Genomic DNA, 24,863 nt, shown 5'->3' on the forward strand with positions numbered 1-24,863 from the left:
CCGCGCGGCACGCGGAGCGGCCCGCACCCGTACGCCGTCCCGGCCCGTACACAGGGAGGGGTGGAACCGGCATGAGCGACAGCGCAGGCATACCCCCCGAGGGGCAGGGCGGGGCGGAGCGCCCTCTCGGTCCGGGCTCCGGCGCCTCGCCCAGCGGACGCGGCGCGGTCCGCCGCCGTCGCCGGCGCTGGGCGTGGGGGGTGAGCCTCGGGGTGTCCCTCGCGCTGGTGGGCGCCGCGGCCGCCGGGTGGGCGGTGTACATGAAGCTGGAGGGGAACATCACCCCGGACGAGGCGGCGGCGGCCGAGCTCGCCCGGTTCGAGAAGGACCGGCCCACCGCTCTGGTGAAGGACGCCCTCAACGTCCTGCTGATCGGGTCGGACTCGCGGGCGGGCGCGGAGAACCGCCGCTACGGGCGCGATCCGGGCACCGAGCGCTCGGACACGGTGATCCTGCTGCATCTGTCGGCGGGCCGGCGCAGCGCCACCGCGGTGTCGATACCGCGGGACCTGATGGTGGACGTGCCCGGCTGCCGCCGCCCCGACGGATCGCGTTCCGCGCCGATGTTCGCCCAGTTCAACGCGGCCTTCGAGGTGGGCGGCTCGGCCTGCACCGTCCGCACCGTCGAGAAGCTCACCGACATCCGCGTGGACCACCACGTCGTCGTCGACTTCGAGGGGTTCAAGGACATGGTCGACGCGGTGGACGGCGTCGAGGTGTGCCTGAGCGAGCCGATCGACGACGAGGACGCCCACCTGCACCTGCCGGCGGGGCGCGTGACGCTCGACGGGGAGCAGGCCCTCGGCTACGTCCGGGCCCGCAAGAGCCTCGGGGACGGCAGCGACACCGGCCGCATCGAACGCCAGCAGCGGTTCCTCGGCGCGCTGGTCACCAAGGTCCGCAGCAACGAGATCCTGCTGAATCCGGTGAAGCTGTATCCCGTACTGGACGCGGCCACCTCGTCCCTCACGACCGACCCCGAACTCGCCAGCTTGCGCGGTTTGTACGAACTCGTGCGGGGGCTTCGCGACATCCCGGCGGAAGGCGTGCAATTCCTCACCGTGCCACGGGAGTCCTACGCCGGGGACGTGAATCGGGATCAACTCGCCCAGCCCGCCGCCGGGGAACTGTTCGAGCGGCTGCGCAAGGACGAAGCCGTACGCGTGGGCACGGACGGTGAGCGAAAGGCCACGGAAAAGGAAACACCGGCCCCGGCGGACAGCGCGTCCCCGGAGCCCACGTTCTCCGGCAACACCGCCGCCGAGGACACCTGCGCGTAAAGGAAACTCAAAGACAACTCCCAGGCTGCGAACTCCTGTCCACGGAAATGGGCGGATTGCCCCTTGTGAAGGCGTGGAATTCGTCACCGACGTCGCCGGACGCCGATCAGGCCCGTTAGTGTGAGCCCTCCGGTGCGTCCGTTCCTTCAGGTCCGTCCTGAGATCCCGCACTGTGACCGAGACCCGAGCGCCTTGGGAGGGGAAAGGCGCCGCGTGGCCCCGACGGAGGATTCGAGCGACCGTGGACGCGCAAGGCCGTGGGCGGGGAGAGAACGTCGATCCCGCAGACCAGTGGGTACTCAATCCGCACACCGGCGAATACGAACTGCGACTGAGCCCTTCCGCACCGCAGTCGCCCATTCCGGCCCCGCGCGGGCCGCGGAACGCGGGGGCGGGAAATCCGCGTGCCCGGTCGGCGTCGCCCGACCAGGGGTCCGAGCGCCCCGGCCGCGCCTCCCCCGGGCGTGAGACGCCCGGGCGGGACGTGCCGCCGCAGCGCCGGCGCCGGGGTGCGCAGGAGGAGGAGCCTCCGGCGGGCCGCCGAGGGCGCCGGCCGGCGAAGAAACCCAAGAAGGCCAAGAAGGTGCTGCTGTGGACCAGCGGCACGGTGGCCTTCCTGGTGCTCGCCACGGGTGTGGGCGGCTACCTGTACCTGGAGCACCTGAACGACAACATCACGTCCGTCTCCGACGACGGCGCGGGTACCGGTGGCTTCCAGAAGGACCAGGCCATCAACATCCTGCTGATCGGCACGGACAAGCGCACCGGCTCGGGCAACGAGGGCTACGGCGACAAGGGCAGCGCGGGCCACGCCGACACCACGATCCTGCTGCACGTCTCCAAGGACCGCTCCAACGCCACCGCGCTGAGCATCCCGCGCGACCTGATAGTCGACATCCCGGACTGCCCCACCGAGCAGGAGGACGGCAGCGAGAAGGTCATCCCGGGCGAGACCGGCGTCCGCTTCAACACCAGCCTCGGCCAGGGCGGCCGTACGCCCAGCTGCACCATGCGGACCGTGACCGAGCTGACCGGCATCAAGCCGGACAACTTCATGGTGGCGGACTTCAACGCGGTGAAGACGCTGACCTCGGCGGTCGGCGGCGTCGAGGTGTGCCTGGGCAAGGACATCAACGACCCGGACTCGCACCTGAACCTGCCCAAGGGCACGCACCGGATCGAGGGCGAGGAAGCGCTGGCGTTCGTGCGCACCCGCCACTCGGTGGGCCTGGGCGGCGACCTGAGCCGGATCGAGCTGCAGCAGCAGTTCCTCAGCTCCCTGATGCGCGAGCTGAAGTCGAACGACACGCTCACCAGCCCGTCCAAGATGATCAAGCTGGCCGAGGCGGGCACCGAGGCGCTCACCGTCGACTCGACGCTCAACAGCATCAACAAGCTCAAGGACCTCGGTCTGGAGCTGGGCAAACTCAACGTCAAGAACCTGACGTTCACGACGATCCCGGTGATCGACAACCCGGCGGAGAAGGTCAAGGCGACCGTCGTGCTCGACGAGTCGAAGGCGCCGCAGGTCTTCGACCTGATCCGCAACGACGTGTCGTTCACCGAGGTCAAGCAGAAGGAGAAGAAGGAGAAGGCCGCCGTCGCCGCCCGGCTGAAGGGCGAGAAGGCGCCGGCCTCCGAGGTGCGGGTGCGCGTCCTCAACGGCGGCGCGCCCGCCGGGAGCGCCCAGTCGACCCTGAGCTGGCTCCAGGTCGAGCAGGGCGTCGACAAGTCGGAGAACGCGGGCAACGCGCCGGCGGAGCTGGCGAAGACCACTCTCGAGTACGCGCCCGACCAGGCGGACCAGGCGCGGCGGCTGGCCGACATCATGGGCCTGTCCGCGTCGGCGCTGAAGCCGGGCGAGAGTGTCACCAACTCCCAGGGCGTACCCGCGATGACGCTGACCCTCGGCAAGGACTTCAAGGGCGCGGGCGTCTCGCTCACGCCTCCGGACAAGGCGCCGGACGACATCAAGAAATCCACGGCGGACAAGGTCGTCTGCGCCGAGTAGGCACCGGACGGGCCCGTCTCGCGTCCTACGGGGCGCAGACGGGCCCGTTCCATGTCCAGGGGTGGGGAGAAACACCGCACGATGACGCGAAGTGACGTGTACGAGGACGGGGCACGGCAGGACGGCGCCCCGCGCCGGTCCGGCCCGCCCGAGGAGGGCCGTCCCGAGGGAGCGCGCGCCGCCGAGGGCGGCGACGGCGACGGGAGACCGCGCGGCGGACGGGCACGGCGCGCCCTGCGCTGGTCGGCGACGACCCTGGCGGTGCTGATACTCGGCACGGCCGGCGCCGGTTACCTGTACTACGACCATCTCAACGACAACCTGGTGAGGGGCGAGCGCAGCAGCGGCGACTCCAAGGCCGAGCGCTCCGCGCCGAACGCGGCCGGGCAGACGCCTCTCAACATCCTGCTGATCGGCTCCGACAGCCGCGCCTCCGACGCCAACGTCGCGCTCGGCGGCGGCAAGGCCAACCGCGGCAACCCGCCGCTCGGCGACGTGCAGATGCTGATCCATCTGGCCGCCGACCGGAAGAGCGCGGCCGTGGTGAGCATCCCCCGCGACACCCGCGTCGACATCCCCCGCTGCACCGACCCGGACACCGGGACGACGTACCCGGAGACCAACGACATCATCAACACCTCGCTGGCGCGCGGCGGTCCGGGCTGCACGCTCGCCACCTGGGAGAACCTCACCGGTGTCTACGTCGACCACTGGATGACCATCGACTTCGCGGGCGTCGTGCGGATGGCGGACGCGGTCGGCGGCGTCGAGGTCTGCGTCCGGCAGAACGTGTGGGACCGGCCGCTGCCCGGCGTGCCCGGAGGCTCGGGCCTGAAACTGCGGGCCGGCACGACCAAGGTGGAGGGCGTGCAGGCCCTGCAGTGGCTGCGCACCCGGCACGCGTGGGGCAGCGACATCCTGCGCACCCGGGCGCAGCGCATGTACATGAACTCGATGATCCGCACACTGCGCGGGCAGAACGTCTTCACCGACACCGGGCGCCTCACCGACCTCGCGGAGGCGGCCACGAAGTCGCTCCAGGTCTCCGAGGAGATCGGGTCGGTGAAGAAGCTGTACGACCTGGGGATGCAGCTGAGGACGGTGCCGCCGGAGCGCATCACGATGACGACCCTGCCGACCGTCCAGGACCCGCAGAACGCCAACCACCTGCTGCCCGCCGGGGACGACGCCGAGCAGGTCTGGGCGCTGCTCCGCGACGACGTGCCGTTCGACGACAAGGGCGGCAAGGGCGCGAGGAGCGGCACGGGCGGGGCCGGGAAGTCGTCCCGCGAGGAGCGCACCGCGGACCCGTCCGCGCCCGACGACGAGATCGGCGTACTGGTGCGGAACGCGACCCGGTCGGCGACCGAGGCGCCGGTCACCGGCCGGGCGAGCGCGATCGCCGAGGAGCTGACCGAGCAGGGCTTCACCCGCGCCGCGCCGGACACCTCCGCCGCCGGCGCCGAGGAGCGGACCGTCGTGCGCTACCCGGCCGACGACCTCAAGGGGGACGCCCAGCGGGTCGCCGAGTCCTTGGGCGTCCCGATGAGTTCGGTCCGCAGGTCGGCCGACGTCTCCGGCGTCACGGTGGTGGTCGGCGCGGACTGGCGCGAGGGCGGGACGTACCGGGAGCCGGAGCCGCCGAAGGCGGGCGACCTGCCGGACGACGCCGACGCGATCGGCGCGGACGAGAAGGGCGCCTGCATGGACGTGTACGCGCCGTACCGCTGGTAGCGCCCGCGGCGGGCGGGGCCCCCGCCGCCCCTTGGGGAAATCGAGGGAAAACCCGGGGCAACTGACGGGCCTGTCAAGCGTCTAACAGGACGCAGGGCGGGGCCTGCGTGCCGGAGCGAGGTGTTTTTCAGGGGTGGGAAGGACGGGGCAGTGACACAGAACGCCACGCGGGAGACGGCCCGCGACGAGGAGTTCGCGCCGGCTCCCGACGACGCCCCGCCCGACGACGCCCCGCCCGCCGACGGCTCGGCCCCGCGTCCACGGCGCTTCCGGCGGGTCCTCAAGTGGTCCGCCGCGGTGCTCGCGCTGCTCATACTCGCGGCCGGCGCGGCGGGTTACCTGTACTACCGGGAGCTCAACGACAACATCCGCAGGGACCCGCTGAACCTGGGCGACAGCAAGGTCGCCGAGCCGACGCCCAACGCGGCGGGCCAGACCCCGCTGAACATCCTGCTGATCGGCAGCGACGCGCGGGACAGCGAGGAGAACCAGAAGCTCGGCGGCGCCCGGGAGACGTTCGGCTCGACACCGCTGGCGGACGTGCAGATGCTGGTGCACCTGTCCGCGGACCGCAGCAACATGTCCGTGATCAGCATGCCGCGCGACACCCTGCTGCACATCCCCAAGTGCACCGACCCGGACGACGGCACGGTGTACCCGGCGAGCGAGGGCCGGGTGATGACCAACCAGAGCCTCGGCCACGGCGGTCCGGGCTGCACGGTGGCCACCTGGCAGGAGCTCACCGGCATCCACATCGACCACTTCGTGATGGTGGACTTCGCGGGCGTGGTCGCCATGGCGGACGCGGTCGGCGGCGTCCCGGTCTGCGTCGACGCCAACATCCACTCGCGCGACAGCCAGGGCCACGGCTCCGGGCTGAAGCTGCCGAAGGGCACCCACCCGGTCAAGGGCGAGCAGGCCCTGCAGTGGCTGCGCACCCGGTACGGCTTCGAGGACGGCAGCGACCTCGCGCGCGCCAAGGCGCAGCACATGTACATGAACTCGCTGGCCCGGCAGTTGCGCGAGAACGCCACGCTGAGCAGCCCCAACAACCTGCGCCGGCTGGCCGAGGAGGCCACCCGGGCGCTCACCGTGGACCCGGGCCTCGACACGGTGAAGAAGCTGTACGACCTGAGCACCGAGCTGCGGAAGGTGAAGCCGGAGCGCATCACCATGACCACGATGCCCAACCGGTACGTGGGCGCCCGCGTGGAGCCCACGGAGGACGCCGAGAAGCTGTTCCGGCTGGTGCGTGAGGACATCGCCCTGGACGGCAGGGACGCCAAGCCGAAGCCGCCCGTGGTCAAGCCGCCCACCGACCCGGCCGCGGACGACTCGGCCATCGCCGTGCAGGTCCGCAACGGCACCCGCACCGACACCCTCGCTCCCGCCGGGGGCCGGGCCTCCGCGATCGCCGGGGAGCTCCAGGAGAAGGGCTTCACCGGCGCCACCGCCGACACCGACGGCGCGTACACCGAGAAGCGGACCGTGGTGCGCTTCCCGAGTGCCGATCTGGAGGGCGACGCCCGACGTGTCGCCGCGGTCCTCGGCATCCCGGCCGACGCGGTGAAGCGGTCCACGGACGTGTCCGGCGTGACGCTCGTCGTGGGCGCGGACTGGCGTGAAGGCACGCGGTACGAGGCGCCCGAGGAGGACGACACCACGCCCGAGTCGGCGCAGGCGCTCAACGGCGCGGACGACAAGGCCTGCATGCAGGTGAGCCCCGGCTTCACCTGGTGACGCGCGAAGGCCCCCTCACTGAGGGGGCCTTCGGACGTCGGGTGAGGGGCGGACGGGGCGTCAGGCCGCCGTGGCGTCCTCCGCCTTGACGGCGGGCCGGCGGGAGGCGATGACCTTCTTCGCCAGGGAGCGCGGGCTGGTCAGGAAGCCCCAGCCCCACGACATGTGCATGGTGGCGAGGGCCACCGGGATCTGCAGCCGCGCCTTCAGCGGGAGACCCTTGCCTGCGGGTATCGAGCCAGCGGCGATCGCCGCGAGATAGCCACCGGGGATCACCAAGCCCCACGGGGTGAGCGCCGCGCCCACCACGATCCCGGCCGCGATCGCGCACACCGCGGTCGGCGGCGCGAGGTAGCGCAGGTTGATGGAGCCGGCGTGGTAGCGGGCCACCACGTGACGCCAGCGGCCGTAGTCCTTGTACTGCTTGGCGAGCGCCCGCACGGACGGGCGGGGGCGGTACGACACCCGCAGCTCGGGCGAGAACCAGATCAGCCCGCCCGCCTCACGGATGCGGAAGTTCAGCTCCCAGTCCTGGGCGCGGATGAACTCCACGTTGTAGCCGCCCTGCCGCTCCAGCGCCTCGCGCCGGAACACGCCCAGGTACACGGTCTCGGCGGGGCCCGCCTCGCCGCCCGTGTGGAAGGCGGCGTTGCCCACGCCTATCTTCGAGGTCATCGCGGCGGCGACGGCCCGCTCCCAGTCGTTCTCGCCCTCGGCGTGCATGATGCCGCCGACGTTCTGCGCGCCGGTCTCCTCCAGGAGGCGTACGGCGGTGGCGATGTAGTTCGGGGAGAGCATCCCGTGGCCGTCGACGCGGACCACGATCGGATGGCGCGAGGCCTTGATCGCCGCGTTGAGGGCGGCCGGGGTGCGGCCCGTCGGGTTGGGCACGGTGTGCACCCGCGGGTCCTCGGCGACGAGCTCGGCGGCGATCTCGTCCGTGCGGTCCGTGGACGGACCGAGGGCGATCACGACCTCCATCTCGCCGGCGTACTCCTGGGCGAGGATCGCGCGGACCGCGCCGCGCAGATGCCGCTCCTCGTTGAGGACGGGCATGATCACGGAAACGGCCGGGGGCCGCACGTCGGGATTGGCGTTCATAGGAGCCTCACGTTACCGCGAACGGGGGACACGTCTGCGCGTGCCGGGGTGCTGTGCGAAGGGCCGCAGATCGTATCGGCCTACGGTGCTCACGATTCCACGCTCGGCCGTCGTCCGGAGGTGCCCCCCTTGCCCACGCCGCCGCGCTCCCCCCGGCCCCGAAACCCCGACCGGCGCCCGGCGCGGCCGCCCCGCCCGGCCCCACGCCCGCCGGCGCCCCCGCGCCGCCGGCCGCGGTGGGTCATGCGCACGGTCACCGCGCTGTCGGTCGTGGTGCTCGCCTCCGCCGGGATCGGGCACGCGGTGCTCAGCGGGCTCGACGACGACATCGCACGCGTCGACCCGTTCCGCGACATGAAGAACCGGCCACGGGCCGGGCACGGCATGAACATCCTGCTGGTCGGCACGGACGGGCGGGACAGCATCGGCAAGGCAGAGCGGGAGAAGTACCGGCTCGGCGGGGCGCCCTGCCACTGCACCGACACGATCATGATCGTGCACATCTCGGAGGACCGGGACCGCGCCAGCGTCGTCAGCCTGCCCCGCGACTCCTACGCCCAGACGCCCCCGCACACCGACCGGGTCAGCGGGCAGCGGCACGAGGGACACCCGCTGAAGCTGAACGCGGCCTACGCGGAGGGCGGGCCGCAGCTCACCGTGCGGACGGTGGAGAAGATGACCCGGGTGAAGATCGACCACTACCTGGAGGTCGACTTCGCCAGCTTCATGAAGACGGTCGACGTGGTCGGGGGCGTGGAGATCTGCACCGACCAGCGGCTCAAGGACAGCCGCAGCGGACTCGACCTGGCCCCGGGCCGGCACACCCTCAAGGGCGGCGAGGCCCTCCAGTACGTCCGTGCCCGGTACGTCGACGGGGGGTCCGACCTCAGCCGGATGCGGCGGCAGCAGCACTTCCTTGCGGCGCTGGTGGAGCGGGCCACGTCGTCCGGGATCCTGCTGAACCCGATGCGGTTCCGGGACGTCACGCGCGCGGTGCTCGGCTCGGTCCGCGCGGACGAGGGGTTCGGCACCGGCGAGCTGCTCGACCTGGGGCGGGCGATGCGGAACTTCTCACCGTCGTCGTCGGAGTTCACCACCGTGCCCGTGGTGACGCCGGGGCACGTCGTGAAGGGCATCGGCTCGACGCTGAAGTGGGACCCGGAGAAGTCCGAGCACATCTTCGACGCGCTGCGCCGCGACGAGCCGCTGTCCCCGCGGCCCTCGGCCGGCGCGGCGCTGCGGGTGCCGGTCGACCCGAAGCAGATCCGGGTGCAGGTCGAGAACGGCACCCGCACGCCCGGTCTGGGCCGGCGCGTGGACGCGGCCCTGGCGGCGACCGGCTTCGCCACCACCAAGGCCCCCGTCAACGCCGCCCGCCAGGACCACGGGCGCACGGTCGTCGCCTACGACCCCCGCTGGGACCGCTCCGCGAAGTCCCTCGCGGCGGCCCTCCCCGGCAGCGAACTGCGCGCGGTGAAGGGCCAGGGCCCGACCCTGAAGGTCATCGCAGGCGCCGACTTCGAGAAGGTCCGCAAGGTCCGCCCGGAGGACCCGGGCCAGGGAGAGTTCGGAGTGGTCCGCGGCGACGAGGTCAACTGCGGCTGACCCCGCCCGCGGCGCTTCCCTTCCGGCCCCCGCGGGCCGTGGCCCGGAGCACCCGCCGTCCCCGCCGGACCGCTCGCCCCTCCGGGCCGCCGGCGGCCTCGGCACACGGCAGCCGGGCATGCCCGGCTCGGCCGTTGCGCGAGGGTCCGGCGTCACCGGCCGTTCGCGGGCCGGGACGCCGTCCTCGCCCTGAGCGCTCAGGCAGCGAGCCGTGTCGCGGACGCCCGGGTCAGGGGCCCGGGGCGTCCGCCCAGGGCGGCACCGGAGGGCGGCGGCGTCAGTCGTCGAAGCCCTCCGCCGCGCGCTTCTCGCGGAGTTCCAGGATCGCGCGGCGGCGGGAGAGGCGGTGGGTGCGGCGGATCTGGGCCTCCTGGTAGCGGCGGCGGTCGCGGTCGCTCTCGGGGAGGACCGGCGGCACCCGCCGCGGCTTGCCGTCGGCGTCGACCGCGGCGAAGACGAGATAGGCCGAGCCCACGTGCGTCGCCGGCGTGGACTCGTTCCAGCGTTCGGCCAGCACCCGCACCCCGACCTCCATCGAGGTCCGGCCGGTCCAGTTGACCTGGGCCTTGACGTGAACAAGGTCACCCACGCGGACCGGCTCGAAGAACGCCATCTCGTCCATGGAGGCCGTCACGGCCGGCCCTCCGGAGTGCCGGCCGGCGACGGCGCCCGCCGCGTCGTCGACCAGTTTCATGATCACCCCACCGTGCACGGTGCCCAGAAGATTGGTGTCGCTGTGGGTCATGATGTGGCTGAGGGTGGTGCGGGACGCCGAGACGGGCTTGCCCGGGATCTCCGGACCGTCCGTCTGCGCGGCAGGGGCCTGGTCTGTCATGGCCTCCACCTTATGCCGAGGTCACAAGCGGTTGTTTTGTGTCAGCTTCGCAACAGGGCCGCTCTGATTTTCCGACGACTCTTGTACGGCCGGCCCGGCGGACCTGCACACTGTCTGCCATGAATGATTGGCCCGAGGCATGGTCCGACGACAACCGCGGCCGCCGCTACGGACGCGGGAGCGCGAGCGCCCAGCCCGAGAGCCCCCGTGTCATGCGGCAGGTCCGGCGGGGTCAGCCGGCCCCTCCCGGGCAGGGCGCCTACGGCGGGGTCCCGCAGCAGCCCCAGTACGTCGACGGCCACGGCAGCGGCGGCTACGACGACTACGACAGCGGCTACAACACGGGCCAGGTCTACGGTGGCGGACGCGGCGGCGGTGACGGCTACGGCCCGCAGCGCCCCGCGCCGGACTGGCGGCGCCGTATCAAGTGGACGGCGATCACCCTGGTGACCGTGCTGTTCGTCACCACCGTCGCCACGTACTTCTGGGCCGACTCCAAGCTCAACCGCGAGGTCGACCTGTCGAAGGTGATCGAGCGGCCCGAGAAGGGCGAGGGCACCAACTACCTCATCGTCGGCTCCGACAGCCGTGAGGGGCTGTCCGACGAGGACAAGAAGCGGCTGCGCACCGGCTCCTCCGAGGGCAAGCGCACGGACTCGGTGATGATCCTGCACACCGGCGACAACGGCCCGACCCTCATATCGCTGCCCCGTGACTCGAACGTGGAGATCCCCACCTTCAAGGGCTCCGAGTCCGGGAAGACCTACCAGGGCACCGGCCGCCAGGTGAAGCTGAACGCCGCGTACGCCGAGGACGGCCCGGAGCTGCTGGTGCGCACGGTGGAGTTCAACACCGGCCTGCACATCGACCACTACGTGGAGATCGGCTTCGCCGGCTTCGCGAACATCGTCGACGCGGTCGGCGGCGTGGAGATCGACATCCCGCAGGACATCAAGGACACCAAGTCCGGCGCCGACCTCAAGAAGGGCAAGCAGACCCTGAACGGCGAGGAGGCGCTCGCCTTCGTCCGCACCCGCTACGCCCTGGCCGGCTCCGACCTGGACCGCACGAAGAACCAGCAGAAGTTCCTCTCGGCCCTGGCCAACCAGGTCGCCACCCCGGGCACCGTCCTCAACCCCTTCCGGCTCTACCCGACCATGAGCGCCGGACTGGACTCCCTGATCGTCGACAAGGAGATGGGCCTGTTCGACCTGGCCGACATGTTCTGGTCGATGAAGGGCGTCAGCGGCGGCGAGGGCACCTCGATGAACATGCCGCTCGCCGGCTCCAGCGGCGGCAACCTGCTGTGGGACAAGGACAAGGTGAAGCAGCTGGTCAACCAGCTGAACAACGACGAGAAGGTGACCGTCACGGGCGACTGACACCGCCGGTCACCACGTCGAGGGCACCCCTTCCCGGGGTGCCCTCGCGCATGTCCGGCGTGTCCCGTCACATCGGGGCGCCCGCCATCGCACGGCACATCTCGGAGCAGCGGCGGCACGACTCGGCGCACCGCGTCATCAGCTCGTCCTCCGGCATCGTCATGCACGCCTCCGCGCACAGGTCGCAGGCCTGCGCGCACATCATGCACATCTCGTTGTGCAGCGGCGAGCGCCGCATCATCATGTCCGCGCACATGCGGGTCATCTCCGAACAGTCGAGGAGCGCCCGCATGATCCGCGTCCGGTCCTCGCCGCCCCTCTGCAGACACGCGCTCATGGCCTCCTCGCACACGCCGTGACAGGTCATGCACGCCTGGACGCAGTCCTGCATCTCCTTGCTCAGCGGTTCCGTGGCCGGCTGCTGCTGGGTCATGGCTCCTCCCAGGGTCCGGCGAGGACCGGCGCTCGCTCCTCGCACCTCCCGTCCTACGCCCCTGTGTCCATGACCACCACAGGGGCGCTGCTTGGCCGGGCCGGGAGCGGCAACCAGGGAGGGTGGCGCCGGTGACCGCGGCGCCGAGGGGGCGAATCGCGGGACGGACCAGGAGAGGACCATGACGGCACAGACGGAACGGCAGCGGCTGCGCAGACGGCTGGAGCGGCTCATCGGCATCGCGGCGACCGAGGGCAACGAACTCGTGCCGCTGCGCAACGGCGACGAGATCTTCCCTGCGATGCTGGAGGCGGTCCGCGCCGCGGAGCACACGGTCGACATGATGACGTTCGTCTACTGGCGGGGCGACATCGCGCACGAGTTCGCGGGGGCGCTGGCGGAGCGGGCCCGCGCGGGCGTCCGCGTGCGGCTGCTGCTGGACGGCTTCGGCGCCAAGGAGATAGAGCCGGAGCTGCTGGAGGCGATGGAGGAGGCCGGCGTCCACGTGGCGTGGTTCCGCAAGCCGACCCGGCTGTCGCCGATGCGGCAGAACCACCGCTGCCACCGCAAGGTGCTCGTCACCGACGAGCACACCGCCTTCACCGGCGGGGTGGGCATCGCGCAGGAGTGGTGCGGCGACGCCCGCACCCCCGAGGAGTGGCGCGACACCCATGTGCGGGTCAGGGGCCCGGCCGTGGACGGCATCGCGGCGGCCTTCGCCCAGAACTGGGCCGAGTGCCACGACGAGCTGTACGACGAGTACGACCGCTTCACCTCGCAGGAGCAGCCCGGCAACGCCACGGTGCAGGTGGTGCGCGGCTCGGCCAGCTTCGGCTGGCAGGACATGCAGACCCTGCTGCGCGTGGTGCTCACCTCGGCGCAGGAGCGGTTCCGGCTGTCCACGGCGTACTTCGCGCCGGACGAGTACTTCATCGACCTGCTGGCGGCCGCCGCACGCCGGGGCGTGCGGGTCGAGATCCTGCTGCCCGGCCCGCACACCGACCAGCGCGCCTGTCTGCTGGCCGGACGTCAGCACTACCAGACGCTGGTGGACGCGGGCGTGGAGGTGCGGGAGTACCAGCCGACCATGCTCCACACGAAGATCATCACGGTGGACGGCGTCTGTTCCCTGATCGGCTCGACCAACTTCAACCGACGCTCGCTGGAGCACGACGAGGAGGTCATGCTGGCCGTCCTCGACGAGGACTTCACCGCCCGGCTCGACGACGACTTCGACGCCGACCGCAAGCAGAGCGAGGCCGTCGCCCCGGCCCGCTGGCGGCGCCGTCCGCTGCGGGCCCGTCTGGCGGAGGCGGCGGTCACCCCGATCAGGCGTTTCCTGTGAGCCGGCGGCGATGAGTTCTCCCCCTGCGGGGAGTCCACCCACTGTCACCCATGTCAGGAGAGACAGTGCCTCAGCTGCTGCGCGTACAGAACTTCAACGTCTCGGCCGACGGGATCGGCGCGGGCGAGGACCAGACCCTCGAGCGCCCCTTCGGCCATGTGGACCCCGGCAGGATGTTCGCCTGGGCGGGGGCGACCGCGAGCTGGCCCAACCGCACCGCCCCCGGCGGGACCCGGGGCCTCGACGACTACTTCACCCGTGACTTCACGCACGACATCGGCGCCGAGATCATGGGCCGCAACAAGTTCGGGCCTCAGCGGGGGCCCTGGCAGGACCACGAGTGGCAGGGCTGGTGGGGGGACGAGCCGCCGTTCCGCACACCGGTGTTCGTGATGACCCACCACCCGCGTCCGTCGTTCACGCTGTCCGACACCACGTTCCACTTCGTCGACGGGACCCCGGAGCGGGTGCTGGAGCTGGCGCGGGAGGCGGCGGAGGGCAAGGACGTCCGGCTCGGCGGCGGGGTCACCACCGTGCGGCAGTTCCTCGACGCGGGTCTGGTGGACACCCTGCACGTGGCGGTGTCGCCGGTGAAGCTGGGCTCCGGGCTGCGTCTGTGGGACTCCCCTGAGGACCTGCTCGACCGGTACCACCTGGAGGCCGTGCCCAGCCCGAGCGGTGTGACGCACCACCTGTTCTGGCGCAGGTGACCGCGTCCGGGCCGGACAGCGCGGAGGGCGCCCGGGGATCCGGACGCCCTCTCGCCGTCACGCCCGCCGGTTACGGCAGGTTGCGCGCCATCACGATCCGCTGAACCTGATTCGTGCCTTCATAAATCTGCGTGATCTTGGCGTCGCGCATCATGCGCTCGACCGGGTAGTCACGGGTGTAGCCGTAGCCGCCGAGGAGCTGGACGGCGTCCGTGGTGACCTCCATGGCCACGTCGGAGGCGAAGCACTTGGCGGCGGCGCCCTGGAAGGTCAGGTCGCTGTCGTTCCGCTCGGACTTCGCCGCGGCCGCGTACGTGAGCTGGCGGGCGGCCTCGATCTTCATGGCCATGTCGGCGAGCATGAACTGCACGCCCTGGAAGTCGGCGATCGGCTTGCCGAACTGCTTGCGCTCCTTGACGTAGCCCTTGGCGTAGTCGAGGGCGCCCTGGGCGATGCCGAGGGCCTGCGCGGCGATGGTGATGCGGGTGTGGTCCAGGGTCTTCATCGCCGTGGCGAAGCCGGTGCCCTCCTCGCCGATCATGCGGTCGGCGGGGATGCGGACGTTGTCCAGGTAGACCTCGCGGGTGGGCGAGCCCTTGATGCCGAGCTTCTTCTCCGGGGCGCCGAAGGACACGCCCGGGTCGGACTTCTCCACGACGAAGGCGGAGATCCCCTTGGACCGCTTCTCCGGGTCGGTGACGGCCATCACCGTGTAGAACTCGGACTCGCCGGCGTTGGTGATCCAGCGCTTCACGCCGTTGAGCACCCAGAAGTCGCCGTCGCGGACGGCGCGGGTCTTCATGCCGGCGGCGTCGGAACCGGCGTCCGGCTCGGACAGGCAGTACGAGAACATCCCCTCGCCCTTGGCGAGCGGGGCCATGTACTTCTTCTTCAGCGCCTCGGAGCCGGAGAGGATGACCGGCAGCGAGCCCAGCTTGTTCACGGCGGGGATGAGGGAGGAGGACGCGCAGACGCGGGCCACCTCCTCGATCACGATGACCGTGGCGAGCGCGTCCGCGCCGGCGCCGCCGTACTCCTCGGGCACGTGGACGGCGTGCAGGTCGTTCGCGACGAGCGCGTCGAGAGCCTCACGGGGGAAGCGGGCCTCCTCGTCCACCGCGGCGGCGTGCGGCGCGATCTTCGCCTCGGCCAGCGAGCGGACGGCGTCCCGGAGCATGTCGTGCTCCTCGGACGGGCGGTACAGGTCGAAGTCAGCCGATCCGGCCAAGGTCTCTCACGCTCCAAAACGCTGCGATGCTGATCACGCTAACTACCGTTAAGTAACTCAAATGTTAGGCCTTCCCCCGTGCTCGTGGATAGGTGAGCTGGGCGACAGCGCGGGAACAACCGGGCGGGAGGCGTACGGGCGCCCCGGATATGCTCGGGCGCGCACGTGCCTGCCACAGACCTCTGGAGCACCCCCATGGCCCTCAAGATCACCGTGATCGGCACCGGTTATCTCGGCGCGACCCACGCCGCGGCCATGGCCGAGCTGGGCTTCGAGGTGCTGGGCCTCGACGTGGTGCCCGAGAAGATCGACAAGCTGCGCCGCGGTGAGGTCCCGATGTACGAGCCGGGGCTGGAGGAGCTGCTGCGCCGGCACGTGGCCGGGATCGAGGGCTCGACCGGCCGGCTGCGGTTCACGATGGACTGGGCCGAGCTGGGCGAGTTCGGCGACGTCCACTTCGTCTGTGTGAACACCCCGCAGCGGCACGGCGAGTACGCCTGCGACATGTCGTACGTCGACTCGGCGATCGCCTCGCTCGCCCCGCATCTGAAGGGTCCCGCGCTGGTCGTCGGCAAGTCGACGGTGCCCGTCGGGTCGGCGGACCGGCTGGCCGCCTACCTCGCGGAGCACGCGCCGGCCGGGGCGGACGCGGAGCTGGCCTGGAACCCGGAGTTCCTGCGCGAGGGCTTCGCGGTGCAGGACACCCTGCGGCCGGACCGGATCGTGGTGGGCGTGCGCAGCGAGCGGTCGGAGAAGCTGCTGCGCGAGGTGTACGCCACGCCGGTCGAGGAGGGCTCGCCGTTCGTGGTGACGGACTTCCCGACGGCGGAGCTGGTGAAGACGTCCGCGAACTCCTTCCTCGCCACGAAGATCTCGTTCATCAACGCGATGGCGGAACTGTGCGAGGCCACCGGCGGCGACGTCGCCAAGCTGGCCGAGGCGATCGGCTACGACGACCGCATCGGCCGGAAGTTCCTGCGCGCCGGGATCGGCTTCGGCGGCGGGTGTCTGCCGAAGGACATCCGGGCGTTCATGGCCCGCGCCGGTGAGCTGGGCGCGGACCAGGCGCTGACGTTCCTGCGCGAGATCGACTCGATCAACATGCGCCAGCGCGGCCGGATGGTGGAGCTGACCCGGCAGGAGCTGGGCGGCGGGCCGTTCCTCGGCAAGCGGGTGGCGGTGCTGGGCGCGACCTTCAAGCCCGATTCGGACGACGTCCGTGACTCGCCCGCGTTGAACGTGGCCGGGCAGATCCACCTCCAGGGCGGCCAGGTCACGGTCTACGACCCGAAGGGCATGGACAACGCCCGCAGCCTGTTCCCGACGCTCGGGTACGCCGACTCGGCGCTGGAGGCGGTGCGCGGCGCCCATGTCGTGCTGCACCTGACGGAGTGGCGGGAGTTCCGCGAGCTGGACCCGGCGGAGCTGGGCGAGGTGGCGGCCGAGCGGGTCGTGCTGGACGGGCGGAACGCGCTCGACGCGGAGGCGTGGCGGCGGGCCGGCTGGCGCTTCCGGGCGATGGGACGCCCCGGGGCCTGAGACGCGCCTCCCGCGCTCGGGGTGACGCCGGTTCGGCCGAGGCTCAGTCGGCCGAACCGGCGTCGTGTTGCATTCTGCCGCACCGGGCGCGGGCGTGCCGGGACTACCCCTGCTTCGCCCGGTACCGGCGCATCTTCGCGCGGGCCCCGCACACCTGCATCGAGCACCAGCGGCCGCGTCCGGCGGGGCTGCGGTCGTAGTAGGCCCAGTGGCAGGCCGGGGACTCGCACGCCTTGAGGCGCTGCCAGGTGCCGGCCGTGACCGCCTCGGCGACGGCGGCGGCGACCCGGGAGAGCAGCGGCCCCTCGTCGACCGGCGCGAGGGCGGCGGAGCCGTCGGCGGGGTCGACCGTGACCACCAGGGGGGCGCGGGCGAGCAGCTCGCCGAGCGGGACGACCGGGCGGTGGGCGGGGTGCCCGGCGTGCGCGAGCAGGGTGGCGCGCAGTGACTCGCGCAGCTCGCGGGCGTCGTCGACGGTGTCCTCGGCGATCCCGAAGGGCGCGCGGCCCTCGGGGGTGTCCAGTGCGTCGGCGCCGGTGGCGAGGTCCACGGTGTTGACGAGGTCGTGGACCAGGGTCAGCCGCCCCGGCGGGGCCGCTCTCTCGCTCATGACGCGACGGTACCTTTCCGAAATCTCCTTGCGAGGTTACCGGTACTGCGGCACCATGCGGTAACGGTTACCTGTAGACCGCTTCAAGCGGTAACACGAGGAGGCAGTCATGTCCGTAGCGAAGGTGGGCGCCGTCGTCCTGGACTGTCCTGACCCGCACGCGCTGGCCGGTTTCTACGCCGGAGTCGTGGGCGGCACGCCGGAGGGTGAGGGCGACTGGGTGGACCTCGCGGTCCCCGGCGGCCCGACGCTGGCCTTCCAGCGGGCCGAGGGCCACGTCCCCCCGCGGTGGCCCGCGGCCGACCGCTCCCAGCAGTTCCATCTCGACCTGACCGTCGAGGACCTGGACGCGGCCGAGAAGGAGGTCCTGGCGCTGGGGGCGAAGCCGCTGGAGACGGAGGACCGCTCGCGGACCTTCCGGGTTTACGCGGACCCGGCCGGGCACCCGTTCTGCCTGTGCGCCTGCTGAGAGCCTGACGAGACATGGAGGAACCGATGGCCCCCGTGGCACGACTGCGCAGCGTCGTCCTGGACTGCCCCGACCCGAGTGAACTGGCGGTCTTCTACGCGGCCGTCGCCGGCGGCACGCCCGTGGCGGAGGACGAGGACTGGGTGGTCCTCCAGGTCCCTTCGGGCCCCCGCCTCGCCTTCCAGCGCGCCCCCGGCTTCACGCCGCCGGCCTGGCCGGCCGCCGATCACGACTCCCAGCAGTTCCACCTCGACTTCGACGCGGGCGGCACGTGGGAGGAGATCGACGCGGCGGAGGAAAAGGTGCTGGCCCTCGGGGCCCGCGTCCTGGACAGCGAGGACTACGAGAAGAAGGACTTCCGCGTCTACGCCGACCCGGCGGGCCACCCCTTCTGCCTGTGCCGTATCGAGCAGCCGTAGGACCACGGGGCGCGCCTGCCGGCAGCTGGGGCGGCCCGGGTGGGCGCAGCGGCACCCCACCAACACCGGGTGCGGGCAGCCCGTGGCTGGTCGCGCAGTTCCCCGCGCCCCTATGGGGGCGCCCGCCACCCCAGCCGCGGGCAATCGTGCCGCTGGGGCGGCCCGGGTGGGCGCAGCGGCACCCCGCCAACACCGGGTGCGGGCAGCCCGTGGCTGGTCGCGCAGTTCCCCGCGCCCCTGAAGGGGCGAGCACGTCGCAGGTGAGCCGGGCCCCGGCCGGGTGTCGCCTCAGCCGTCGAGGGTGGCGATCGTCGCCGTCGACGGCTTGCGGCGTTGCTGGGCCGTGTGGGCCGTGAAGGCGGTCGCGCGGAGGACGCGTTGGACGTTGCCCCAGGTCAGGAGGGCCACGTCGGATTCCTCCCAGCCTCGGCGGAGGAGTTCCGCGATCAGGCGGGGGTAGCAGGACGGGTCGCAGAGTTCCTGCGGGTGCGCGCCGCCCGTGTCGTACGTGCCGGAGAGGCCCACGCACTCCGGGCCGGCCACGGTGCGGACGTGGTCGAGGTGGTCGGCGACGTCGCGGACGGTCGGGCCGGCCTGCTCGGCGGTGAGCGGCACCAGGCACAGCCCCTTCGCCTCGCCCACCGCGGCGAGCAGGTCGTCGGGCAGGTTGGCCGGGTGCGGACGCAGGTCGCGGGCGCCGGAGCGGGTGAACAGCACCGGCGCCTTGGAGACCACGAGCGCCCGGCGGATCGTGGGGGCGGAGGCGTAGGAGAGGTCGGCGACCATGCCGAGCCGGTTCATCTCGCGTACGACCTCCTCGCCGAAGCGGGAGAGCCCGGCCGGGCCCGCCCAGGAGGTGCCGGTGAGGGTGAGCACCCGGACGCCGAGGGCGTGCAGGGAGCGCAGGACGCTCAGGGAGTCGCCGAGGGCGGGCGCGCCCGCGGGACCGAACAGGACGGCGACCCGGCCGCAGTTACGGGCGTCGACGACCTCTCCGGCGGTGCGCGCGGGCCGCAGCCCCGCGTCGTGGGCGGCGACGACCCCCTGCGCCAGGTCCAGCTGCTCCAGGGTCGTGGTGAGCGCCCGGCCGCCGTCGTGGCCGTCGGGCAGGTGCAGCGACCAGAACACGGCGCCGACCTGCCCCCGACGCAGCCGCGGCAGGTCCGCGTCGACGGCGCTCTCCCCCAGGTCGAGGTCGTACCAGGGCAGTCCGCGCAGCGTCCACGGCAGGCCGCTGTAGCCGTCGCAGACGGGGTGGGCGGCGAGGACGGCCCGCGCGCGGTCGAGGGGTGCGTCGTCCGGGTCGGAGACCGGCCGGTACTCCTCAGGGCCGACGACCACCGCCTCCTGCGGGTACGGCTCGTCGGCACGGCCCACCTCGGCGGCGGTATGCAGATCGTCCTGGAGATCGGCCATAACGGGGCTCCGTACGTCGTGACCTCGGGCGGTACGGTCACCGTCGCACGGAGCACCCGTTGGCTTCCTGGTGAACGCGGCGTTCGGGGTAAGACGGGACGTCCGCCCCCGGGCCGCGTCCTCCGGTCAGCCGTCCAGCGCCTCGATGGTGGCGTTCGACGGCGCGCGCGTGGCGCGCAGGTCACGGGCCACGTCCTCGGCGGCGCCCAGCACGCGGACCGCGTTCTGCCAGGTCAGCTTGGCCAGGTCGGCGCGTGACCAGCCGCGGTCCAGCAGCTCGGCGATCAGCCGGGGGTAGCCGGAGACGTCGTCCAGGCCGTCGGGGGTGAAGGCCGTGCCGTCGTAGTCGCCGCCGATGCCGAGGTGGTCGATCCCGGCGACCTCGCGCATGTGGTCGAGGTGGTCGGCGACCGTGGCCACCGTGGCGACGGGCCGCGGGCGGCTCTCCTCGAAGGCGCGGTGCAGCTTCATCGCCTCGGGGCTGGTGTCGAGGTGGTGGAAGCCGTGCGCGCGGAGGTTCTCGTCGGCGGCCGCCGTCCAGTCGACGGCGGCCTGGAGGACGAACTTCGGCACGAACGTCACCATCGCGACGCCGCCGTTGACGGGCAGCCGTTCCAGTACGTCGTCGGGGATGTTGCGCGGGTGGTCGCAGACCGCGCGGGCCGAGGAGTGGGAGAAGATCACCGGCGCGGTGCTGGTGTCCAGCGCGTCCCGCATGGTCGTGGCGGCGACGTGGGAGAGGTCGACCAGCATGCCGAGCCGGTTCATCTCCCGCACCACCTCGCGGCCGAACGCCGACAGTCCGCCCACGCCCGGCTCGTCGGTCGCCGAATCGGCCCACGCCACGTTGAAGTTGTGGGTGAGGGTCAGGTAGCGCACCCCGAGGTCGTACAACCCCCGCAGCGTGCCGAGGGAGTTGGCGATGGAGTGGCCGCCCTCCGCTCCCATGAGGGAGGCGATACGGCCCTCACGGCGCGCGGCCTCCATGTCGGCGGCGGTCAGCGCGGGCGCCAGGTCCCGCGGGTGCCGGTCCAGCAACTGCCGTACGCAGTCGATCTGTTCCAGCGTGGCCGGCACGGGGTCGGGGGCGTCGGCGCGCACGTACACCGACCAGAACTGCGCGCCGACGCCGCCCGCGCGCAGCCGGGGGATGTCGGTGTGCAGATGGGCGGACTGGTCGTCGGCGATGTCGCGGGCGTCGAGGTCGTAGGAGACCTGTTCGCGCAGGGCCCAGGGCAGATCGTTGTGCCCGTCGACGACGGGGAACTCGGCGAGCAGGGCGCGGGCGTCGTCCAGGGAGGTCATACGGTCCGCCCCGCTCACTTGCCGAAGCCGAAACCGGTGCCGGCGCCCTCGGCCTTGGCCCGCAGCCGCTTGCCCTTGTCGGTCGCCTGGTCGTTCAGCTCCTGCTGGAACTCCTTCATGCGGCCGAGCAGTTCCTCGTCGTGGGCGGCGAGGATGCGGGCCGCGAGCAGGCCCGCGTTGCGCGCGCCGGCGACGGAGACGGTGGCGACCGGCACACCGGCCGGCATCTGCACGATGGACAGCAGCGAGTCCATGCCGTCGAGGTACTTCAGCGGCACGGGCACGCCGATGACGGGCAGCGGGGTCACCGAGGCGAGCATGCCGGGCAGATGGGCGGCGCCGCCCGCGCCCGCGATGATCGCCTTGAGCCCGCGGTCGGCGGCCTGCTCGCCGTACGTGATCATCTCGCGGGGCATGCGGTGCGCGGAGACGACGTCGACCTCGTAGGCGATCTCGAACTCGTCGAGGGCCTTGGCCGCGGCCTCCATGACGGGCCAGTCGGAGTCGGACCCCATGACGATTCCTACAACCGGGCTCATTCGGTGATCGTGCCTCTCAGGTAGCCGGCTGCGTGACGGGCGCGCTCCAGCACGTCGTCCAGGTCGTCGCCGTAGGTGTTCACGTGACCGACCTTGCGGCCGGGCTTCACGTCCTTGCCGTACATGTGGATCTTCAGCTGGGGGTCGCGCGCCATGCAGTGCAGGTACGCCGAGTACATGTCCGGGTAGTCGCCGCCGAGGACGTTGACCATGACCGTCCACCGCGCGCGCGGGCGCGGGTCGCCGAGGGGGAGGTCGAGGACGGCGCGGACGTGGTTGGCGAACTGCGAGGTGATCGCGCCGTCCATGGACCAGTGGCCGGAGTTGTGCGGGCGCATCGCGAGCTCGTTGACGAGGATGCGGCCGTCGCGGGTCTGGAACAGCTCCACCGCGAGGTGACCGACCACGCCGAGCTCCTTGGCGATGGTCAGCGCCATCTCCTCGGCCTTCAGCGCCAGCTCCTCGTCGAGGTCGGGCGCGGGCGCGATCACGGTGTCGCACACGCCGTTCACCTGCCGCGACTCCACGACCGGGTAGGCGACGGCCTGGCCGTGCGGGGAGCGGACCACGTTGGCGGCCAGCTCCCGCACGAAGTCGACCTTCTCCTCGGCGAGCACGGGCACCCCGGCCTTGAACGGCTCGGCGGCCTCCTCGGCGGAGTTCACGACCCACACGCCCTTGCCGTCGTACCCGCCGCGCACCGTCTTGAGGACGACGGGGAAACCGCCCGCCCGTCGCCCACCACCGTCCTCGCCGGAGGGCCCTTCGGGCCCGCCCCTCTCGAGCTCCGCGGCGAACGCGGCCACGTCGGCCGGATCCGACACGATGCGGTGGCGCGGACACGGGATGCCGATCGCGTCGAGCCTCGCGCGCATCACGCCCTTGTCCTGGGCGTGCACCAGCGCCTCGGGCCCGGGGCGGACGGGCACGCCGTCCGCTTCCAGGGCCCGCAGGTGCTCGGTGGGCACGTGCTCGTGGTCGAAGGTGATCACGTCGCAGCCGCGCGCGAAGTCGCGCAGCGTGTCCAGGTCGCGGTAGTCGCCGACGACGACATCGCTCACCACCTGGGCCGCCGAATCCTGCGGGGTGTCACTGAGGAGCTTGAACCTGATGCCGAGCGGGATGCCCGCCTCGTGTGTCATACGAGCGAGCTGACCGCCGCCGACCATGCCGACTACCGGGAACGTCACGCCCCCAGGGTATCCGCCCACGCCAGGGTGGCCGATTCCCGCCCGTCCCCTGGGACGGAAGGGACACATGCGGCCCGTGCGACACGGCGTCCGCAGGAAGATCGCGCGTGCGGGTGGTTAGCATGGCGGAGTTGACGCACTCGACCGACGGGAGCCTGTGGGCGATGGAACAAGGTTCCTCGGGGCTTCGACGGCTCTTCCGCGAAGTGGCCAAGTTCGGCGCGGTGGGGGGAGCCGGGGTTCTGGTGAACCTCGGTGTGTTCAACCTGGTCCGTCAGGCGACCGACCTCCAGGTGGTGCGCGCGAGCGTCATCGCCACCGTGGTCGCGATCGTCTTCAACTACGTGGGCTTCCGGTACTTCACCTACCGGGACCGCGACAAGTCCCGGCGCACCCGCGAGATGTCGCTGTTCCTGCTGTTCAGCGTCATCGGCCTGGTGATCGAGAACGGCGTGCTCTACACGGCGACGTACGGCTTCGGCTGGGACAGCTCCCTGCAGAGCAACATCTTCAAGTTCCTCGGCATCGGCATCGCGACGCTGTTCCGCTTCTGGTCCTACCGCACATGGGTGTTCCGCGCCCTGCCGGTGCGGGAGGGACCCGTGGCGGCAGGCGGCGCCACCATGGCCGGGGAGCGGCCCCGGCAGCGCGTGCCGTAGCGGCCGTACCGCGCCGGGTGACCGCCGCGCGTCTCAGCGCACCGTCCTGCGGGTCTCCTCGTCGGGGTCCTCCCGCGGGGGCGTGCTGGAGAGGAACAGACCGAACACGGGCGGTTTGGCCTGGAGCATCTCCAGACGGCCGCCGTCCGCCTCCGCGAGGTCACGGGCGACCGCCAGGCCGATCCCGGTGGAGTTGCGGCCGCTGATCGCCCGCTCGAAGATCCGCGACCCCAGCTCGGCGGGCACGCCGGGACCCTCGTCGGTGACCTCCACGACGACCTGGTTGCCGGTGACCCGGGTGCGCAGGGCGACCGTGCCGCCGCCGTGCATCAGCGAGTTCTCGATCAGCGCGGCCAGCACCTGCGCGACCGCGCCCGGGGTGCCCACGGCCTTCAGATGCCGCTTGCCGGACGTCACGATGGCCCGGCCCGCGCTGCGGTAGGCGGGGCGCCACTCGGCGAGCTGCTGCTTGATCACGTCGTCGAGCTCGAAGGTGACGGCGGAGCCGGTGCGCGGGTCGCGGGAGTTGGTCAGCAGCCGCTCCACCACGTCCGTCAGCCGCTCCACCTGGGCGAGCGCGATCGTCGCCTCCTCCTTCACCGTGTCCGGGTCGTCGGTGACGGTGATCTCCTCCAGTCGCATCGACAGCGCGGTGAGCGGGGTGCGCAGCTGGTGGGAGGCGTCGGCGGCGAGCCTTCGCTCCGCGGTCAGCATGCGCGCGATGCGCTCGGCGGAGGCGTCCAGCACGTCGGCGACCCGGTCCAGCTCGGGAACGCCGTAGCGGCGGTGGCGGGGACGCGGGTCGCCGGAGCCGAGGCGCTCGGCGGTCTCGGCGAGGTCCGTCAGCGGGGAGGCGAGCCGGTTGGCCTGCCGGATGGCCAGCAGCACCGCCGCGATCACGGCGAGCAGCGCCACGAGACCGATGATCAGCAAGGTACGGGCGACCTCCGCGGTCACCGACGAGCGCGGCTCCTGGACGGTGACCGTCTCGCCCTCCTCGCCGGGCGCCGTGGCGCTGATGACGTCGCCGTCCGGCCTGGAGCCGACCTCGATGGGCGGCTTGCCGGGGATCCGGACGACAGCGTACCGGTCGTCGGGCATCTGGTCGCCGATGATCTCGGCGGTGACCTTGTCCTCGACGAGCAGGCGGCTGTCGACGATGCTGGCGAGCCGCACCGCCTCGGACTCCACGCGCTCCTTGGCGGTCTCGGTGATGGTGCGGGTCTCGACGATCACCAGGGAGACCCCGAAGACGGCGATCACGACGAGGACCACGGCGAGCGTGGACTGGATCAGACGGCGGCGCATGTTCT

At 71.9% G+C, this 24,863-nt stretch carries 22 protein-coding genes; 12 read left to right on the forward strand and 10 right to left on the reverse strand.

Going from position 1 to position 24,863, the window contains the following annotated elements:
- Positions 1–71 precede the first annotated feature (71 nt).
- From MTR79_RS29830 to MTR79_RS29845, 4 genes are all read left to right on the forward strand, one after another.
- The gene (locus MTR79_RS29830) at positions 72–1,280 is read left to right on the forward strand and encodes an LCP family protein (RefSeq protein WP_244792457.1); all 1,209 of its coding nucleotides are present in this window, start codon (positions 72–74) and stop codon (positions 1,278–1,280) included.
- Between the two features lie 241 nt (positions 1,281–1,521).
- A complete protein-coding gene (locus MTR79_RS29835) occupies positions 1,522–3,291 on the forward strand; it encodes an LCP family protein (RefSeq protein WP_086705418.1) in 1,770 nt (589 codons plus the stop codon).
- A gap of 81 nt (positions 3,292–3,372) precedes the next feature.
- A complete protein-coding gene (locus tag MTR79_RS29840) occupies positions 3,373–5,025 on the forward strand; it encodes an LCP family protein (RefSeq protein WP_244792459.1) in 1,653 nt (550 codons plus the stop codon).
- A gap of 150 nt (positions 5,026–5,175) precedes the next feature.
- On the forward strand, positions 5,176–6,765 hold the full coding sequence (locus MTR79_RS29845) for an LCP family protein (RefSeq protein WP_244792461.1): 1,590 nt from the start codon (positions 5,176–5,178) through the stop codon (positions 6,763–6,765).
- Positions 6,766–6,825: 60 nt separating this feature from the next.
- On the opposite strand, the gene MTR79_RS29850 is transcribed toward MTR79_RS29845, so the two are convergent.
- Positions 6,826–7,866 carry a glycosyltransferase family 2 protein gene (locus MTR79_RS29850; RefSeq protein ID WP_122214535.1) on the reverse strand — a complete coding sequence of 347 codons (1,041 nt, stop codon included), beginning with the start codon at positions 7,864–7,866 and terminating at the stop codon, positions 6,826–6,828.
- Positions 7,867–8,109: 243 nt separating this feature from the next.
- Here MTR79_RS29850 and MTR79_RS29855 point away from each other — a divergent pair, with 243 nt between their 5' ends.
- Positions 8,110–9,471 (forward strand): LCP family protein, encoded by a 1,362-nt coding sequence (locus MTR79_RS29855; RefSeq protein ID WP_244792463.1) that lies wholly within the window; start codon positions 8,110–8,112, stop codon positions 9,469–9,471.
- A 277-nt stretch (positions 9,472–9,748) separates the two neighbouring features.
- Here the strand turns inward: MTR79_RS29855 and MTR79_RS29860 are convergent, their stop codons facing one another.
- Complete coding sequence (locus MTR79_RS29860) at positions 9,749–10,306, reverse strand: acyl-CoA thioesterase (RefSeq protein ID WP_048457297.1); 558 nt, start codon at positions 10,304–10,306, stop codon at positions 9,749–9,751.
- A 119-nt stretch (positions 10,307–10,425) separates the two neighbouring features.
- Between MTR79_RS29860 and MTR79_RS29865 the strand changes: the two genes are divergently transcribed.
- A complete protein-coding gene (locus MTR79_RS29865; protein ID WP_086701076.1) occupies positions 10,426–11,688 on the forward strand; it encodes an LCP family protein in 1,263 nt (420 codons plus the stop codon).
- Positions 11,689–11,755: 67 nt separating this feature from the next.
- Here MTR79_RS29865 and MTR79_RS29870 read toward each other — a convergent pair whose 3' ends face one another.
- Positions 11,756–12,121, reverse strand: coding sequence for a four-helix bundle copper-binding protein (locus tag MTR79_RS29870; protein WP_086701074.1), 366 nt, complete (start codon positions 12,119–12,121; stop codon positions 11,756–11,758).
- A gap of 181 nt (positions 12,122–12,302) precedes the next feature.
- Here MTR79_RS29870 and MTR79_RS29875 point away from each other — a divergent pair, with 181 nt between their 5' ends.
- Positions 12,303–13,466, forward strand: a complete 1,164-nt coding sequence (locus MTR79_RS29875; protein WP_244792465.1) for a phospholipase D-like domain-containing protein — start codon at positions 12,303–12,305, stop codon at positions 13,464–13,466.
- Between the two features lie 65 nt (positions 13,467–13,531).
- The gene (locus MTR79_RS29880; protein WP_086701070.1) at positions 13,532–14,176 is read left to right on the forward strand and encodes a dihydrofolate reductase family protein; all 645 of its coding nucleotides are present in this window, start codon (positions 13,532–13,534) and stop codon (positions 14,174–14,176) included.
- A gap of 70 nt (positions 14,177–14,246) precedes the next feature.
- Here MTR79_RS29880 and MTR79_RS29885 read toward each other — a convergent pair whose 3' ends face one another.
- Positions 14,247–15,404 (reverse strand): acyl-CoA dehydrogenase, encoded by a 1,158-nt coding sequence (locus tag MTR79_RS29885; RefSeq protein ID WP_048457302.1) that lies wholly within the window; start codon positions 15,402–15,404, stop codon positions 14,247–14,249.
- Between the two features lie 195 nt (positions 15,405–15,599).
- Here MTR79_RS29885 and MTR79_RS29890 point away from each other — a divergent pair, with 195 nt between their 5' ends.
- Positions 15,600–16,943: a UDP-glucose/GDP-mannose dehydrogenase family protein gene (locus MTR79_RS29890; protein ID WP_048457303.1), complete on the forward strand. Its 1,344-nt coding sequence runs from the start codon at positions 15,600–15,602 to the stop codon at positions 16,941–16,943.
- A gap of 103 nt (positions 16,944–17,046) precedes the next feature.
- Here the strand turns inward: MTR79_RS29890 and MTR79_RS29895 are convergent, their stop codons facing one another.
- Positions 17,047–17,553 (reverse strand): CGNR zinc finger domain-containing protein, encoded by a 507-nt coding sequence (locus tag MTR79_RS29895; protein ID WP_048457304.1) that lies wholly within the window; start codon positions 17,551–17,553, stop codon positions 17,047–17,049.
- Between the two features lie 109 nt (positions 17,554–17,662).
- Here MTR79_RS29895 and MTR79_RS29900 point away from each other — a divergent pair, with 109 nt between their 5' ends.
- Together MTR79_RS29900 and MTR79_RS29905 are read left to right on the forward strand one after the other, a co-directional pair.
- Positions 17,663–18,022 (forward strand): VOC family protein, encoded by a 360-nt coding sequence (locus tag MTR79_RS29900; RefSeq protein ID WP_122214540.1) that lies wholly within the window; start codon positions 17,663–17,665, stop codon positions 18,020–18,022.
- A gap of 26 nt (positions 18,023–18,048) precedes the next feature.
- Positions 18,049–18,441 (forward strand): VOC family protein, encoded by a 393-nt coding sequence (locus MTR79_RS29905; RefSeq protein WP_086701082.1) that lies wholly within the window; start codon positions 18,049–18,051, stop codon positions 18,439–18,441.
- A 288-nt stretch (positions 18,442–18,729) separates the two neighbouring features.
- Here MTR79_RS29905 and MTR79_RS29910 read toward each other — a convergent pair whose 3' ends face one another.
- The 4 genes from MTR79_RS29910 to MTR79_RS29925 form a co-directional block, all read right to left on the reverse strand.
- Positions 18,730–19,857 carry a dipeptidase gene (locus MTR79_RS29910; RefSeq protein ID WP_086701065.1) on the reverse strand — a complete coding sequence of 376 codons (1,128 nt, stop codon included), beginning with the start codon at positions 19,855–19,857 and terminating at the stop codon, positions 18,730–18,732.
- Between the two features lie 126 nt (positions 19,858–19,983).
- On the reverse strand, positions 19,984–21,162 hold the full coding sequence (locus MTR79_RS29915) for a dipeptidase (protein ID WP_086701064.1): 1,179 nt from the start codon (positions 21,160–21,162) through the stop codon (positions 19,984–19,986).
- A gap of 14 nt (positions 21,163–21,176) precedes the next feature.
- Positions 21,177–21,701 (reverse strand): 5-(carboxyamino)imidazole ribonucleotide mutase, encoded by a 525-nt coding sequence (gene purE / locus MTR79_RS29920; RefSeq protein ID WP_244792467.1) that lies wholly within the window; start codon positions 21,699–21,701, stop codon positions 21,177–21,179.
- Positions 21,698–22,891 (reverse strand): 5-(carboxyamino)imidazole ribonucleotide synthase, encoded by a 1,194-nt coding sequence (locus tag MTR79_RS29925; RefSeq protein WP_189365018.1) that lies wholly within the window; start codon positions 22,889–22,891, stop codon positions 21,698–21,700. Before MTR79_RS29925 ends, purE begins: the two co-directional genes overlap by 4 nt.
- Before the next feature lie 164 nt (positions 22,892–23,055).
- Here MTR79_RS29925 and MTR79_RS29930 point away from each other — a divergent pair, with 164 nt between their 5' ends.
- Positions 23,056–23,550, forward strand: a complete 495-nt coding sequence (locus MTR79_RS29930) for a GtrA family protein (protein WP_048457486.1) — start codon at positions 23,056–23,058, stop codon at positions 23,548–23,550.
- Between the two features lie 33 nt (positions 23,551–23,583).
- On the opposite strand, the gene MTR79_RS29935 is transcribed toward MTR79_RS29930, so the two are convergent.
- Positions 23,584–24,858, reverse strand: a complete 1,275-nt coding sequence (locus MTR79_RS29935) for an ATP-binding protein (protein WP_048457310.1) — start codon at positions 24,856–24,858, stop codon at positions 23,584–23,586.
- Positions 24,859–24,863 lie beyond the last annotated feature (5 nt).

The sequence above is a fragment of the Streptomyces sp. BJ20 genome, from assembly GCF_022869105.1.
GTDB lineage: Bacteria > Actinomycetota > Actinomycetes > Streptomycetales > Streptomycetaceae > Streptomyces > Streptomyces griseoincarnatus.